The following is a 16,364-nucleotide window of genomic DNA, read 5'->3' as shown; positions in this document are numbered from 1 at the left end:
ATTTCGCAATCATGAGTCACCACTATATAAAATTCAATAATGTGCACTACACCTATTCCAATGGCTACGAAGCTCTGAAAGGTGTTTCTTTCCGAATTACACATGGAGAGAAAGTTGCACTTGTCGGTGCAAACGGGGCTGGAAAATCAACGTTAGTACTACATACTAACGGGCTGTTGCTTCCTAAGGAAGGTTCTGTAAACGTAGGCGATATTCCGATAGATAAGAAAACGCTTCCTATCGTCCGACAGTCGGTAGGACTAGTGTTCCAGAATCCGGATGACCAGCTTTTTATGCCTACCGTTGAAGAAGACGTAGCTTTCGGTCCGATAAATATGAAACTCCCACCGCAAGAAGTGGAACGACGGGTAAAGCTTGCACTTGATGCAGTGGGAGCATCAGCATTGCGAAAGCGAGTAAGCTACCAGCTTTCTGGAGGTCAGAAAAAAAGTGTAGCTATAGCTACCGTTCTTTCAATGGAGCCTAATATACTGGTAATGGACGAACCTAGTTCGAATCTCGACCCGAAAGCGAGACGGCAGATTATCAATCTGATTCGATCATTCAGACATACTTGTTTGGTTGCCACTCATGATCTGGAGATGGTGTGGGAACTGTGTGAGCGCACAATGGTTATGAATGACGGCAAAGTAGTAGCGGACGGAAATACAAAGGATATTTTCAGCGATATCGCTCTGCTCGAACGGTGTGGACTTGAACAACCTTACCAAGCTATGCTGGCAAGTTATGAAATAAATATATAATTTAATTTTAAATCTTAAACTGTTATGGATATGGCTCTTCACGATTTCATTTTACGCAAAAAAGGAATTTATGGCTTTCTACATATTCTTATTTTGTTGCTTTCCTTATTTCTTGTTATCAGTATTTCAATAGATACATTCAAAGGAATTCCTTTCTATACAAAAGTGATGTACATGGATGTACAATTTTGGATTTGCATCCTGTTCTTATTCGATTTTGTGCTTGAATTAGCTTTGTCCAAGACTAAATGGCGTTACCTTTCCACGCACTTTATTTTTCTATTGGTAGCCATTCCCTACCAAAGTATTATCACTTATATGGGTTGGACTTTTTCTCAGGAAATCACTTATATGATTCGGTTCATCCCGTTGGTTCGTGGTGGATATGCACTGGCAATCGTTGTGGGATGGCTTACTTACAGCCGAGCTTCAGGGCTTTTTATCTCTTACTTGACGATGTTGCTATCTACAGTCTATTTTGCCAGTCTTGCATTTTTTGTGGTAGAGCATAAAGTCAATCCAAATGTCACGGATTATGGAGATGCACTGTGGTGGGCATTTATGGATGTCACTACGATTGGGTCGAATGTCATTGCAGTGACACCTACGGGTCGGGTACTCTCAGTGGTACTAGCTGCACTGGGTATGATGATGTTCCCAATATTTACAGTATATATTACAAGCATTATCGAAAAAAAGAACAAGGAAAAAAAGGAGTTTTATGAGAATGAGGAAAAAGTAGAAAAAAACAAGGATGATGTTACCCAAAAATCCGTATGATGTCATCAAGAGGGCTGTATACATCTATTGCAATGAATCATAAATAAAATGCTAGGGATTTCCCTATTTTCAGTTATATTTGCATATTATTTAGATTAGAAAACAATTATGAAATACTTTGAGTTTACATTTACCACCCTTCCTTGCACTGAAACAGTGAATGATATATTGGCGGCTTTTCTAGGGGAAGCCGGTTTTGAGAGTTTCGTAGAACGGGAAGGAGGACTGACTGCTTATATCCAACAAGCTTTGTATGACGAAGCGACAGTGAAAAATGTAATTGCTGACTTCCCATTGCCAGATACAACAATCACCTATACATATACGGAAGCAGAAGATAAGGACTGGAACGAAGAATGGGAGAAGAATTTTTTCCAGCCAATCGTCATCGGTGACCGATGTGTAATCCATAGTACATTCCATCAGGATGTACCCAAAGCAGAATATGACATTGTGATCAATCCACAAATGGCTTTTGGTACGGGACATCATGAAACGACAAGTCTTATTATCAGCGAATTGCTGGATACTGATTTGAAAGGCAAATCATTACTTGATATGGGCTGTGGAACTTCTATTTTGGCTATACTTGCACGTATGCGCGGCGCACAGCCTTGTACTGCCATTGATATTGATGAATGGTGTGTTCGCAACTCTATCGAAAATATAGAATTGAATCATGTAGACAATATTGTCGTTTCACTAGGAGATGCCTCATCCCTGAACGGACAAGGCCCTTTCGATGTTATTATTGCTAATATCAACAGAAATATTCTATTGAACGACATGAAACAGTATGTTGGGTGTATGCATCCTGGATCAGAACTGTTTATGAGCGGCTTCTATGTAGATGACATTCCTGCTATTCAGGCAGAAGCAGAAAGACAGGGATTAAAGTTCGTAGAACATAAGGAAAAGAACCGTTGGGCTGCAGTAAAGTTTGTCTATCCTAACGGATAAGTTAAATGAAAATGTCGATATTGTTAGTTCTCCACAGTTGTGAAAGACTAATGATATTTACTTCAAAACATAAGTTTCCCTACTAGTAATTAGTAAACTCTATATAAGTAAGATCTAATTACTAGTAGGGAAAAACTTTATATTACATACGTATTCTTATTTAAACTCTTCTTTGATTTGTTCGCACCACTCTTTTATTCTTCTTTCCGCCTGTTCAGACTGGTTATCCAAGTCAATTACTAAACCACACCATTTACTATCACGTAAAGCACGTGAACGTTCAAAAGTATATCCTTCGGGAGAAGTACAACCGACCAAAATAGCTCCGTCACCTTCAAAGACTTCAGCTAACAGTCCGATACCATCCGCAAAATTCTCAGGATACCGTATTTGGTCGCCAAGACCGAAAATGGCAACCTTCTTTCCTTTCAGGTCCATCGTACGCAACTCCGGTATCAATTCATCCCAATAAGTTGGGAGTTCACCGTCATACCAAGTAGAAGCACCTACTATAAAATGGTCGTAAGCGGCAAAATCATTCTGCCAGGCTTGCTCAATAGGAATCACGTTTATCTTGTCTTTCCCAAACTCTTTCTCAATCTTCTCGGCTACCCAGGATGTCTTTTCCGCTTTGGTAGCATAAAATAAACCTATCTTTTTCATAATTCATGGAGTTAATATTCTAATAACTTTTTAGCAGCTGTATATATTTTAGCCTCATCCGGCAAAATTGCTTTTTCGAGAAGTGGATTGAACCCTACAGGAGTAAAGGTAGAACCTACACGTTGAACCGGTCCGTCCAGATAATGGAACATCTCTGACCCGATCATTGCAGCCAATTCGGCACCAAAACCGGCAAAGACTTTATCTTCGTGAACGACTAATGCTTTACTTGTCTTTTTTACGGATTCAAAGATGGTTTCTTCATCCAGTGGCATCAACGAACGAATATCTATAACTTCTACTTTCCATCCGTTCTCTTTCTCCAATTGTTCTGCAGCCTGCAAACATAAATGTGTCGTATTACCATAAGTAATAATACTCAGGTCGGTTCCTTCACGACGAATACGTGCCTTACCAAAAGGGACTTCAAAATCTTCGGGAACAACAGTAGCGGCTTCTACCGAATTATACAGTGCTTTCGGTTCCAGAAACAATGTGAATCCTTTAGAACGTATGCTGGTTCGAAGCAACCCGGCGGCATCGTCTGCATAAGAAGGACAGACAATACGTGCACCCGGAAGAGTAGTCAAAGCTCCTTCTATATTCTGTGAATGGTAAAGCCCTCCGCCAATATAGCCTCCTGAAGCTAAACGCAAAACGATGTTCGGAGCAAATTTTCCATTACTGCGCCAATATTCGTGCGTACATTCTACATATTGTTCCACGGCTGGCCAAAAATAGTCGGCAAACTCTGCTCCTTCTATTACAACGTGAATCTTAGGATCAAAACGGCTCATTCCATTGGCTGTGCCGACAATATAATCTTCAGCAATCGGAGCACTGAATACTCGGGCATCTCCAAACTCCTGTTGCATACCTTTGGTTACATTAAACACACCTCCCTTTTCTCTATTGGCAACATCTTGCCCCCAAATAAATGTATTCGGGTTGCGACGGAACTCTGATTTCAGGGTTTCGTTAATGGCATTCACCATAAAGGTCTTCTCTCCTTCTTGGTTGTGAGTACCATCTTTGTATTTCTCAGGCTGATAAGGTTCCGGGGTTACAAAATCATAAATAGTTTTTGGGTCCGGATCGGGTGCAGCCAGTGCTTTCCGGTTGGCAGCAGAAAGTTCTTTCTTAGCTGCTACTTCTATCTCTTGCAATTCTTCTTCAGTCAGACGTTTATACCTCAGTAACATTCGACGGAATTTAGCCAATGGGTCGGCATCTTTCACATATTCCAATTCGTTTTCATCGCGGTAGAGAGTATGCTTATCCGAATTAGAATGGGAACCTATACGAACACAATTTGCTTGTACGATAACCGGATTGCGAGTACTGATAGCGTGTTCGCGTGCTTCGGTCATTGCATTCATAGAATCGAAAACATCTTTACCGTTACAGTAGATGATTTTCAGGTTTTTAAAACCGGAAAAGTTTTCAGCCACTTTACGATTGGCAGTTTGTTCTGATTTCGGAACAGAGATACCGTATCCATTATCCTGAATGACAAAAATTACAGGAAGCTGTTCGAGGCTGGCACCATTAATAGCCTCATAAACGAAGCCTTCGGAAGTGGCGGACTCACCATGAGAAGTGATAGCGACTCCTTTATGTCCGTAATAGACCATGGCTCTTGCCACACCCGCTGCGTGAAGGTCATGCGTTCCGGTAGCAGATGAGATATTTTCAATATGCCATTCCGGTTTGGCAAAATGGTTCGACATATGGCGTCCTCCACTGCCGGGATCAGTTGCTTTGGATATTCCGTTCAGAATAATTTCTTCTGGGGTCATTCCGGCAGAAAGCACTGTCAGCATATCCCTGTAATAAGGGAACAGGAAATCTTCGCCACGGGTAAAAACTTGCCCGATAGCTAGTTGAATACCATCGTGGCCTGCATAAGGCGCATGGTAAGACCAGCCTAAAGATTGTAGCAAATAGGATGGAGCCTTTTCATCCAAGGCGCGTCCTAATGTCATCAGATGATACCATTTTTTCAGGGTTTCCACATCTGTAGTCTTTATATCATACTTTTTCATAGTTAATGAGTTCTTTATGAATGAAACAATCAGTTATCAGCCTTTCCAGTTTTCCAGATAATCAGCTATAAAATGCAGGAAGTTACCTCCCAACATTCCGTCTACTACCCGATGGTCATAGGACAAAGATAAATACATCTTATGGCGGATAGCAATCGTGTCGCCTTCCGGTGTTTCAACAACAGCCGGCTTCTTCTCGATGTATCCTACTCCTAATATAGCAACCTGTGGCTGATTGATAATCGGAGTTCCAAATAGGCTCTTGAACGTACCGAAGTTGGTAATTGTAAATGTACCTCCATCAATATCTTCCGGCATCAGTTTATTATCTCGTGCCTTGATAGCCAAAGAGTCAATAGTAACTGCCAATCCATTTAAATTCAGATGATCGGCATCGTGTACCACAGGTACAATCAGATTTCCATCATTCAAGGAAACGGCAATACCGATATTGATATGTTTTTTGAAAAGAATATTATATCCATCAACCGACACATTGACCTGCGGATAGGCTGCCAGAGCTTTAGCCACCGCTTCGGTAATAGCAGGCATATAAGTCAGTTTTACTCCTTCACGACGGAAGAATGCATCTTTGTTTTGATCACGCCAACGTACCAATTTGGTAACATCTACTTCCACTACATTTGTTACATGGGGAGAGACTTTTTTAGACATAACCATATGATCGGCAATGATCCGGCGGACACGATCCATTTCTTTCAGTTCTACTCCCGATATATTGGTTTCAGGAGCTAAAGTTTGTTTTGGTGAAGCAACTGAAGTTATTGCAGTAGATGCTGTCGAAACTGCAACTGTTGAAGCAGAAGATGCAGACTTAACGGAGGAAACAGAAGAAGTAGCTGGTACGGAAGTACCCGGTTTAGAAGTTTCAGACACTCCCCGCTTCTTCTTGTCAATGTAATCCTTTATATCTTTTTTGCTCAACCGACCTTCATAACCTGTTCCTTGTATCGAATCCAATTCTTCTTTTGGAATACTTGCCTCTTTGGCTAATTGAATCACAACCGGAGAATACCAACGTTCTTCTGCCACAACAACCGCCTTCAATTCTTGCTGTCTATTTGTGGTTTCAGTAGATATAGTATCCGAAACAGAATTTGTTTCAACTTTGGCAGCATCTTCATTGACAGTAGTTTCGCCAGACGATTCTTCTCCATCCAAATCGACAACAGCAACTACAGTTCCCACGGCTACCGTATCTCCTTCTTTGTATAAGATTTCCACAACTTTTCCGGCTACGGGAGAAGGTATTTCTGCACTAACTTTAGCAGTATTTACTTCAAACAGAATATCATCTTCCTGAATGACATCGCCCACTTTTACAGACCAGGAAACAATAGTTCCTTCTGTTATACTCTCGCCCAACTTAGGCATTTTTATTTCGAATCTTGACATAAACTGTTATTTTATTATTCAACCATCATATAGTAGAACAAGCCGCTGAAAAATAATGTTTTAAGTTAAAGTATTTTTAACCGGACGTCAGCGACTGAATATCCATTCTTCTCGCATATATTTCTCTTCACGAAGCTGATAGATTGCTTCCAATTCTTGTTTATTGAAGAAACTTGCCGTTTGTCCCTGACTAAAATATTGAAAAGTTGTTTCTTTAAAACGATCGACAGTTCCTGCAAAGAAACTGTTACATATATTGGTAACTTCACTCTTGACTGAAGGTACAGCATATCCAGATTGAGAAAAATCGACATTCTTTTCTTTCCCCGGGTTCAGCACTTTATTTAATGTTTTGAGATCAGTGTCATAAAGCATTGTACAATGATACAATACCCTGTTCTTATATACATATTGAGCACTTCCTGATATTTTTAATTTATTCAGATAAATGCCCAGCCGTTCATCTCCTTGCGTATTTAAGCCCAAAGAAGATAGAAAATCCAATGTCCGTTGAAGATAGACAGTAAAATCGGGAATGCTGGAAACGGTTTCTATAAAAGTCAGATTTATATTTCCCAAATCATGATATACAGTTCCTCCTCCGGAGAAACGTCTTGCTATTTGAATTTGCTGTTGCTCTGCCCATCTACGGTCAATCTCTGCACAAACTCGCTGATGTCTGCCCAATACCACAGAAGAAGTATTTTGCCAAAGCATAAATACATCATCAGCACCCTGCTTCAACAGATATTCTTCTGCAGCCAAATGAAAATAAATATCTGTAGAAGGACTGTTAATATAGCGAGACATAAATACTAATTTATTAATTTACTATATTTGTAAAACTGAAAATATACAAATACTAAAAACAAAAGATGAAAGGTTTCAACTATTTTTTCATATAAATCAGGTACAATAATCAAAAATGGGTATAATACTTTATGCAAACATTACTTCATGATAAATTTCTCCTACTGTAGGATGGGCAAATACACTTTTTTGAAATTCTTCCAATGTAAACCCTTTTTGAATGGCAATACCGGCAATCACAATTAATTCAGACGCTGGATTTCCTAATATATGACATCCAATAATATGCCCTGAATCACTCTGAATCAATTTACATATTCCTGTTCCTTGTTCATTCTCCGCCACAAACCGGCCCGAATAAACCATTGGAAGTTTCATTACACGATAAGGAATACCCTCCTTACTAAGTTCTTCTTCCGTTTTACCCACTCCTGCAACTTCCGGATTGGTATAAACAACTCCCGGAATGCAATTATAATTCATCCGGTCATCAACTCCTAAAATATGATTAATAGCTACTTCAGCTTCGCGAATGGCTGTATGTGCCAACAGAGAATAACCTGTAATATCACCACAAGCATAAACCCTCGGATGAGAAGTTTGTAAATGATCATCGACTTTTACTCCGTTCCTGTGAAGTTCAACAGATAGTTTATCCAACCCCACATTTGATATGTTTGCTTTACGTCCCACACTAAGAAGAATCTTTTCCGCCTCTATTGTCGAAGTCTTTCCTCCTTTTTCAATCACAATTCCATTGGAGACTACTTCCACAACTTTAGTATCCAGATAGAAAGTAACTCCGCGCTTTGAATATACCGAACGAAGCATAGCACTGGTTTCCTTATCCATAGCACCCAATATCTCAGGCATCATCTCTATGACAGAAACATTCACACCCATACTATTAAAGAAAGAAGCAAATTCCATACCTATAACTCCACCACCAATGATAACCAGACTCTTTGGAAGTTCCTTTATTTCCAATGCTTCTCTGGAAGTCCAATACTTAGCATCAGATAACCCAGGAATTGGAGGTATGATTGTGTCAGATCCGGTACATACCAGAAGATATTTCACAAGATAAGTTTCGCCATCGCAAGAGATGCGAATTAGTCCGTCTTCTTCTCCTTCTATATGAGCTTCTTTCTCTACTATCGTCACACCGTAAGAATTGACTGTCATCTTTACTCCACTTGTTAGCATCTTCACTGTTTTATCTTTACGGCTCATTATCTTAGATAAATCGAAAGAGGGAGCTTCGGAAGAAATTCCATATTTGGGAGCACTCTTAATACTATCGAGTATTTTTGCAGAATAAAGTAAAGTCTTAGTAGGGATACATCCTTCATTGAGACAGACTCCACCTATGGCTTTTTTCTCGAAAAGAACGGCCTTCAACCCATTTGCACCAGCCCGCTCGGCAGCTGTATAACCAGCAGGACCACCACCAATAATAGCTATATCAAAATTCATAATCGTACTTGTTTATTAATAATACGATTATAACAAATAAAATAAGAAGTTAGTTTTGAAGAGAAGAGGTATAACTATTTAATCGTCATCTTTTTAAGTTCTTCCAACGTTCCGTTAAATACGTTCAGGTCTACATCTACACCAATACCGGAGACACTTCCCACATCGGTATGTTGCCAGAAATTCCATTTACCCTGATATTTCACTGAATCAACATAATAGTGAGCAATCCAGTAAGGATAAGCATCAAAAACAGAGTCATCCAGATATTTGGTCTTAAATTTGTAAGAGGTGTATAAGATAGGCTTCACCCCATAATGAGATTCTACACGGTCCAGCCAACGTTTGATGCCTTTTTGCAATTCTTTTTTTTCCTTTCTCCCGGTTACTTCTACATCAAGTACCGGAGGAAGATCACCTGAATCCAATTTCACAGTACGGATAAAAAAGTCAGCTTGTTTCAGTGCATCTGTGCTCGGAATGTAAAAATGATAAGCTCCGCGTATAAAACCATGGTTGCGCGCATCAGCAAAATTCGTTTTAAAAGTATCATCGCCATGATCTCCACCTTCAGTTGCCTTCATAAAAACGAAGTGTAAAGGAAAATCCGTATCTTTATTCAGCAATAATTTGTCCCAGTTTATTTTCCCCTGATAATGAGAAATATCAATGCCATGAATATCATATCCGCAGGGAATACATACTCCATACTCCTTACGACCATTACACGTCTGCCAACGATAAGCATACGGGCGAATAAAAAAATAATAGAAAACAGTGGAAAAACAAACGATAATAATTAGTGCCAACACATTCCGAAGCCAATTAGACATTGAACGATTATGCTTGGGCTGTACCTTCCGCGAGGTACGGGAAGATTTAGAAGAAGGTCCCTTTTTTCTAGTCGTAGAAACAGGTTTCTTCTTTTGAACAGCAGTCATGGGATTAGAGCGTGAAGACATTGTGTTGAACGAAGTAATTATATTAAAATCTTTATAATATATTAATTTAGACGCGGATTTACGCAGACAATACAGACTTTAAAATCTGCATTGATCCGCGTTATCCGCGTCTAAGCAATTCTTTCCGGAAACTATTTTGCAATATACCCTGATAGCGAATTCTTAAAAATCCGTGTTATCTGTGCAACTCCGCGTCTAAACAGTTCCCTGAAATGAGTTTATTTACCTTGTTGTTCCAACTGTAAAGTCTTAGTTGGTTCGTCACATACTTCTGTCGGACCAAAATACTGAATCGGACCTGGATATACATAGTCAGTTTCAGCAGCCCAACGATCACGTTGTGAAGCGAATGCTTTGAAAGGAGCACCATCCAGCTTCACTAAAGCTTTCTGGATAACCGGTTTCATTTCACCGTGACGACGTTCCATATTCATCATCATCGTAATAGGCACACCACCTGCAATCCATTCAGCAGCAGGAGCAGTTGTGTTACGTACAGATGACATATAACCTGTTTTACCGTCAGCAATCAACATAGAAGCTGTATAACCCAAAGAGTAGCAGTAATCAGCATCGAAGTTTGACGGAGCAGCGCAACGTCCTTCGTAACCAAAGAAGTGATGTTGAGCAGCAAATTTACCAACATATTTGCCTTCTTCTTTCCATGTAGCCAACTTACTAGCTACCATTTCAGACAACAGTTTTTCTGTTTCAATTAATGATACCTGAACGTTTCCGTGCGGGTCACGGTCCAAACTCAACTGGCGAGCAACGCCTTCCGGCAGACTTGCATAGATTGTAGAATTTTCAGGACTCAACTTACTAATAATGTAATCACGTTGGTGAGACTTCTTAATGTGAGAGAATTCTTCAGCGTTAGATGCCAAGAAGTCATTCAGTTCAGAAATCAGACGTTTCATTGCCGGAATGAATTCAACCAATCCTTCAGGAATCAAAACAGTACCGAAATTATGTCCTTGAGCAGCACGATCAGCTACCACCTTAGCGATAGAAGTTACCACATCGTCCAAAGACATATCTTTTGTTTCTACTTCTTCAGAGATGATACATACATTAGGTTGTACCTGCAAAGCACATTCCAATGCAATGTGAGAAGCAGAGCGACCCATCAATTTGATAAAATGCCAGTATTTACGTGCAGAATTACAGTCACGTTGAATGTTACCGATTACCTCTGCGTAAGTTTTACAAGCTGTATCGAAACCGAAAGAAGTTTCAATCATATCATTCTTCAAGTCACCGTCAATAGTCTTGGGACAGCCAATTACCTGTACACCGTACTTCTTAGCAGCATAATATTCTGCCAATACACAAGCATTTGTGTTAGAGTCATCACCACCGATAATAACGAGTGCTTTGATACCCAACTTCTTAATGATCTCAAGACCTTTTTCAAACTGATTTTCAGATTCCAGTTTAGTACGACCGGAACCGATAATATCAAAACCACCAGTATTACGATATTCGTCAATGATATCACCAGTCAGTTCCATATAATTATGATCAACCAAACCACCAGGACCTAAGATGAAACCATACAGTTTATTTTCCGGATTCAGTTTTTTGATACCATCAAATAAACCTGAAATTACATTGTGTCCACCAGGAGCCTGTCCTCCGGAAAGGATAACACCTACATTCATTGCAGGAAGTTTCACAGCTTCACCTGCTTCAAATGTAATCAACGGCATTCCATAAGTGTTAGGGAATAATGCTTTGATAGCTTCCTGATCTGCTACAGACTGAGTAGCTGCGCCTTCTACAGCTTTTACAGCTCCAGATGCCAACGCTTTCGGAAGTTTGGGCTGATAAGCAGCCCTTGCGATTTGCAATGCACTTTTAGTCATTTTCTTTATTTTTATTTAAAGGTGTTAGTAAGTTTCTTGCTAAACTTGAAAAGCGTTGCAAATTTCGCATTTTTCCCCGAATTATGAAAGAGAAGCTCTATTTAATTTCACAGCAACTATCGCTTCCCTACTTCTTACTAACTATTGTTTCCACCCTCCTCCAAGTGCTTTATAAAGTTGGACAATCGCTATCAATTCATCCCGAATCGCATTACTCAAACCAATTTGGGCATCAAAATATCCTCGTTGGGCATCCAATACATCCAGATAATTAGTAAAACCATTGATATATTGCAACTGTGCCAAGTCCATGTAACTTTTTGCCGAATTTTCCAAATTGACCCGGAGAGCATATACCTCCTTTATCTTATTAAAGTTTACGATAGCATTACGGGTTTCTTTAAAGGCTGTCAGTACAGACTTCTCATAATTATGTACCTCTGCTTCATAAGTAGCTTTCTTTGCCTTCAATGCTGCACGGTTCTTTCCCCAGCCCAATATAGGTGTTAATAAAGCTCCTTCCATAACGGCATAAGGAGATTTTAAAAGTTCAGAAAGAGAAGTACTTTCTGTTCCGAATCCCCCAGTTAGCGCCAAACGTGGAAACATATTCGTATAAGCTACACCCACTTTAGCATTAGCAGCAATCAGTTTTTGTTCTGCCTGACGAATATCCGGACGGCGTTCCAATAAAGCAGAAGGTAATCCGATCGGAAGTGTTTCGGGGAAACTATATCCCTGAAGTAAATGCGAACGGACAATACGGTTAGGATACTCACCGGCAAGAAACGCAATATCGTTTTCTTTCAGTGAAATTTTACGTTCCAAATCCGGCACTAAAGTAGCTGTACGAGCTAATTCGACTTGTGCCTGACGATAAGGTATCTCAGAAGTTAATCCACCGTTATAACGGATACGGGCAAGGCGTATCCCTTCTTCACGAGCTTTTAATGTCTGTTTCACAATATCAAGTTCCGTATCCAAAGCAACCAATTCATAATATGCCTGAGCTACTTCAGCAACAATTGTCATCCGAAGAGCACGCTGCGCTTCAATAGATTGCAAATATTCGGCAACACTCGCTGAGCGTGCCCAACGCAAATTACCCCATAGATCAAGTTCCCATGAAACTAAGAATTGGGCTTCAAAAGTCTCTGCTTTCTTGGAAGCATCTCCACCATGATTTTCAAGTTCACGCTCTGCTGTCACCTTCCCTTTTATATCAGGAAGCAATGCAGCAGTAGATATTCGCTTCTGTGCCGCCATTTCTTTCACACGAACAGCAGCAATCAACATATCTTTATTGTGTTTTAATGCTCGTTCTATCAAATTGCATAAGGTTGTATCAGTATAAATTTCTTTCCAATCCTGTTCACCAAAACTAACTGTGTCTTGATTCTGCGCCAAACTATCGGGCAGATGGAGATCTGGGCGAACATAGTTTTCCCCTACCTTACAGGAAGTTAAAATTCCAGCAAATAACAGAATAGCAATATATAGATTTTTCCGTTTCATTATTTCTTATTTTTTAAGAGTTTCGACTTTGTTTTATAGACCATTACAAAGAAGAACGGTACGAGAATAATACCAAACACAATGGCAAATACCATTCCGAAAAACACGCCCGTACCAATCGCCTGACGGCTTGCCGAACCGGGTCCGCTTGCCAATACCATCGGAAGCATTCCGAGTACGAATGCCAATGAAGTCATTAAAATCGGCCGGAAACGTAACCGGGCTGCATAAATAGCTGACTGTACCAAATCCTCTCCTTTATCTACCTGTACTTTGGCAAACTCTACAATCAGGATAGCATTTTTAGCAGCAAGCCCGACTAACATCACCAATCCAATCTGAAAATAGATATCATTTTCCAAGCCACATATCCAGACTCCCAGATAAGCTCCTAAAGCAGCTACCGGCAGAGAAAGCAATACGGCAATAGGTACCGTCCAACTTTCATATTGCGCAGCAAGGAACAAGAAAACAAATAGAAAAACCAATGCCATTACCATGCCTGTCTGTCCTCCTGCTTTCTTTTCCTGATAAGACAATCCACTCCATTCTAAACCTATATTATCCGGAAGATGATCGCGGGCAATCTGCTCCATTATCTCCATTGCCTGTCCTGAACTGTATCCTTGTGCGGCTGCCCCTCTGATGACAGCAGTCGTAAACATATTGAAACGTTTAATACTGCCCGGACCTGTGGTATATGAAGCATTTCCTAAAGAGGTCAGGGGTACCATTGCACCATTAGATGCCTTTACAAAGAACAGGTTGATATTATCTTTGTGTTCACGGTAAGGTGCTTCAGCCTGAATGTAGACTTTATAAATACGATTGAACATATTAAAGTCATTTACATATACTGAACCAGTATAAGCTTTCATCGTAGAAAACACATCCGCTAAAGGCACTCCCAACATTTTCACCTTATCACGGTCCACATCAAAGTAGAGTTGCGGAATTTCCGATTGCAAAGAAGAAGACAATCCAGTGAGTTCTTTATGCTTCGAAGCATAGTACATCAAAGTATCGGCAGCATCTACCAGATTATCGAAAGTAGCTTCGCCACGAGCCTCCAGTTGCATTTCAAAACCTCCTGAACTACCTAATCCGGGAATGACCGGTGGAGTAGATAAGTATACTTTGCACTCCGGATATTCTTTGAGATATTTCTCTACCGTATCCATAATCTTCTCAATAGTAGTGTTTTTTCTCTCCTCCCAAGGTTTCAGAATCACAGTGAGTTCAGCGCGCGCCTGATTACTACCTACACGCGGACTACTACCGGTTACATTCTGAATGTATTCAATATACGGATTCTTTTCCAAATAGGCAATCCCACGATCAGTTACCATACGGGTGCGTTCCAAGGTAGCTCCTTCCGGCAATTCAAGTTCTATTTTGAAGTATCCTTGATCTTCTACAGGCAAAAAACTAGTCGGAATAATCCGGTAAATAAGCAGAATAGCAATTAAAACCATACCAAAAGCACTTAATACCCGTCGAGGATGTTTGATGGTACGTGTCACGGCAGACACATATTTATTATTACCAATTCCCAGCCACTCATTGATCTTTCTGAAAACAATATTTTTTTTCTTCCCGTTGTCCGGCTTCAAGATCAAAGAACACATCACAGGGCTTAGAGTTAAAGCAACAACTGTGGAAATAAGTACGGATACAACAATGGTTATCGTAAACTGACGGTATAATTGCCCGGTAATACCACTCAGGAAACTCACCGGGACAAATACTGCGGCTAATACCAATGAAGTAGCTATCAATGCACTCGATAAACCATTCATCGCTTTTTTAGTAGCTTCATACGGGCTCAACTTCTCTGTTTCCATAATATGTTCCACGCCTTCTACCACGACAATTGCATCATCCACCACAATCCCAATGGCAAGAATCAACCCTAACAATGTCAATATATTCAGTGAAAAACCGAATATCAACATAAACCCGAAAGTTCCGATTAATGAAATAGGTACTGCTACAACCGGAATTAAAGTTGCACGCCAGCTCTGCAAAGAGAGATATACGACCAATACTACCAGTACCAATGCTTCAAATAGCGTTTTATATACTTCGTGTATGGATTCTGAGATGTAGGTCGTCATATCAAACGGAATCTCATAACTTAATCCTTCCGGGAAATTTTTACTGATCTCAGCCATTGCTTCTTTTACATTCTTGGCAACTTCCATAGCATTTGCACCCGGTAACATATATATGCCAAGCACAGCTGCATTCTCGCCATTGATACCACTTTCAGTACTATACGAAGAAGCCTCTAATGAAACACGTGCTATATCTTTGAGCCGTATAATAGAGCCATTAGCATTGGCACGTACTACAATATCTTCAAACTGTGCAACGGTAGAAAGACGTCCCTGAGTAGTGATGGGGATAGTTATATCTAATCCTTTTACAGGTTGTTGTCCCAACACACCAGCGGCAGATTCACGATTTTGGTCTTTCAAAGCATTTTGCAAATCTTGTACGGTCAATCCGAAGTTTGCCAACTTATCGGGTTGTGCCCATATCTGCATCGCATAATAACGGCTACCAATATTTGAGACACGTCCTACGCCGGGAATACGTCGAATAACATCCAGTACATTAATTGTCGCAAAGTTACTCAGATAAATTTCGTCGAACTTAGGATCAGTAGAAGTCAAACATAGTGTCATCAACTGACTAGGCGCTTGCTTTTCCACAGAAATACCATTCTGAATTACTTCTGCCGGAAGACGGGATTCAGCCAATTTCACACGATTCTGAATTTCTACTGCTGCCAAATCCGGATCGGCAGAAACATCAAAAGTAACCGTTGCTGAAAAACCTCCAGAGTTGGAACTGTTAGACTCCATATACAACATACCGGGAGTGCCGTTGATCTCTTGCTCAATTGGAGTTGCAACGGCTTGTGAAACCGTCAATGCATTCGCTCCTGGATAAGAAGCGCTGATCTTTACGACTGGTGGGGTGATCTGCGGATATTGATCCACCGGAAGCATGGTCAAACCTATGATTCCGACAATCACAATTACAATGGATATTACTGCCGAAAATACCGGCCTATCTATAAAAAATGTAACTTTCATG

General features: G+C 40.3%; 12 protein-coding genes. 3 read left to right on the top strand and 9 right to left on the bottom strand.

Annotated elements, in window-relative coordinates:
- The first annotated feature begins 11 nt into the window (after nt 1-11).
- From PHO71_RS06710 to prmA, 3 genes are all read left to right on the top strand, one after another.
- Complete coding sequence (locus PHO71_RS06710) at nt 12-764, top strand: energy-coupling factor ABC transporter ATP-binding protein (RefSeq protein WP_300200749.1); 753 nt, start codon at nt 12-14, stop codon at nt 762-764.
- Nucleotides 765-788: 24 nt separating this feature from the next.
- Complete coding sequence (locus tag PHO71_RS06705) at nt 789-1,544, top strand: potassium channel family protein (RefSeq protein ID WP_300200747.1); 756 nt, start codon at nt 789-791, stop codon at nt 1,542-1,544.
- Nucleotides 1,545-1,652: 108 nt separating this feature from the next.
- Nucleotides 1,653-2,504 (top strand): 50S ribosomal protein L11 methyltransferase, encoded by an 852-nt coding sequence (prmA, locus tag PHO71_RS06700; RefSeq protein WP_300200745.1) that lies wholly within the window; start codon nt 1,653-1,655, stop codon nt 2,502-2,504.
- Between the two features lie 156 nt (nt 2,505-2,660).
- Here prmA and PHO71_RS06695 read toward each other — a convergent pair whose 3' ends face one another.
- The 9 genes from PHO71_RS06695 to PHO71_RS06655 form a co-directional block, all read right to left on the bottom strand.
- On the bottom strand, nt 2,661-3,167 hold the full coding sequence (locus PHO71_RS06695) for a flavodoxin (protein ID WP_300200742.1): 507 nt from the start codon (nt 3,165-3,167) through the stop codon (nt 2,661-2,663).
- Nucleotides 3,168-3,178: 11 nt separating this feature from the next.
- Nucleotides 3,179-5,212 carry a thiamine pyrophosphate-dependent enzyme gene (locus PHO71_RS06690; RefSeq protein ID WP_300200739.1) on the bottom strand — a complete coding sequence of 678 codons (2,034 nt, stop codon included), beginning with the start codon at nt 5,210-5,212 and terminating at the stop codon, nt 3,179-3,181.
- Between the two features lie 36 nt (nt 5,213-5,248).
- Entirely contained in the window at nt 5,249-6,628 is a 1,380-nt protein-coding gene (locus PHO71_RS06685) for a dihydrolipoamide acetyltransferase family protein (protein WP_300200737.1), read from the bottom strand.
- Between the two features lie 87 nt (nt 6,629-6,715).
- Nucleotides 6,716-7,438: a lipoate--protein ligase family protein gene (locus PHO71_RS06680; protein ID WP_300200735.1), complete on the bottom strand. Its 723-nt coding sequence runs from the start codon at nt 7,436-7,438 to the stop codon at nt 6,716-6,718.
- A gap of 129 nt (nt 7,439-7,567) precedes the next feature.
- Nucleotides 7,568-8,914, bottom strand: coding sequence for a dihydrolipoyl dehydrogenase (lpdA, locus tag PHO71_RS06675; RefSeq protein WP_300200733.1), 1,347 nt, complete (start codon nt 8,912-8,914; stop codon nt 7,568-7,570).
- A gap of 74 nt (nt 8,915-8,988) precedes the next feature.
- Nucleotides 8,989-9,876, bottom strand: a complete 888-nt coding sequence (locus PHO71_RS06670) for a glycoside hydrolase family 25 protein (RefSeq protein ID WP_300200731.1) — start codon at nt 9,874-9,876, stop codon at nt 8,989-8,991.
- A 218-nt stretch (nt 9,877-10,094) separates the two neighbouring features.
- Nucleotides 10,095-11,744, bottom strand: a complete 1,650-nt coding sequence (locus PHO71_RS06665; protein ID WP_300200728.1) for a diphosphate--fructose-6-phosphate 1-phosphotransferase — start codon at nt 11,742-11,744, stop codon at nt 10,095-10,097.
- A gap of 141 nt (nt 11,745-11,885) precedes the next feature.
- Complete coding sequence (locus PHO71_RS06660) at nt 11,886-13,259, bottom strand: efflux transporter outer membrane subunit (protein ID WP_300200726.1); 1,374 nt, start codon at nt 13,257-13,259, stop codon at nt 11,886-11,888.
- Complete coding sequence (locus PHO71_RS06655; protein WP_300200724.1) at nt 13,259-16,363, bottom strand: efflux RND transporter permease subunit; 3,105 nt, start codon at nt 16,361-16,363, stop codon at nt 13,259-13,261. The genes PHO71_RS06660 and PHO71_RS06655 overlap by 1 nt, the downstream gene beginning before the upstream one ends.
- Between the last annotated feature and the right edge of the window lies 1 nt (nt 16,364).

The organism is Bacteroides sp. (assembly GCF_028690125.1).
Taxonomy (GTDB): Bacteria; Bacteroidota; Bacteroidia; order Bacteroidales; family Bacteroidaceae; genus Bacteroides.
The sequence above is the reverse complement of the archived record's forward strand: the minus strand, read 5'-3'. Positions and strand labels throughout refer to the sequence as shown.

Excerpts from the sequence above, each read along its gene's own strand:
- PHO71_RS06710 (WP_300200749.1), top strand. The coding sequence starts at position 12 with ATGAGTCACCACTATATAAAATTCAATAATGTGCACTACACCTATTCC.
- PHO71_RS06705 (WP_300200747.1), top strand. The coding sequence starts at position 789 with ATGGATATGGCTCTTCACGATTTCATTTTACGCAAAAAAGGAATTTAT.
- prmA (WP_300200745.1), top strand. The coding sequence starts at position 1,653 with ATGAAATACTTTGAGTTTACATTTACCACCCTTCCTTGCACTGAAACA.
- PHO71_RS06695 (WP_300200742.1), bottom strand. The coding sequence starts at position 3,167 with ATGAAAAAGATAGGTTTATTTTATGCTACCAAAGCGGAAAAGACATCC.
- PHO71_RS06690 (WP_300200739.1), bottom strand. The coding sequence starts at position 5,212 with ATGAAAAAGTATGATATAAAGACTACAGATGTGGAAACCCTGAAAAAA.
- PHO71_RS06685 (WP_300200737.1), bottom strand. The coding sequence starts at position 6,628 with ATGTCAAGATTCGAAATAAAAATGCCTAAGTTGGGCGAGAGTATAACA.
- PHO71_RS06680 (WP_300200735.1), bottom strand. The coding sequence starts at position 7,438 with ATGTCTCGCTATATTAACAGTCCTTCTACAGATATTTATTTTCATTTG.
- lpdA (WP_300200733.1), bottom strand. The coding sequence starts at position 8,914 with ATGAATTTTGATATAGCTATTATTGGTGGTGGTCCTGCTGGTTATACA.
- PHO71_RS06670 (WP_300200731.1), bottom strand. The coding sequence starts at position 9,876 with ATGTCTTCACGCTCTAATCCCATGACTGCTGTTCAAAAGAAGAAACCT.
- PHO71_RS06665 (WP_300200728.1), bottom strand. The coding sequence starts at position 11,744 with ATGACTAAAAGTGCATTGCAAATCGCAAGGGCTGCTTATCAGCCCAAA.
- PHO71_RS06660 (WP_300200726.1), bottom strand. The coding sequence starts at position 13,259 with ATGAAACGGAAAAATCTATATATTGCTATTCTGTTATTTGCTGGAATT.
- PHO71_RS06655 (WP_300200724.1), bottom strand. The coding sequence starts at position 16,363 with ATGAAAGTTACATTTTTTATAGATAGGCCGGTATTTTCGGCAGTAATA.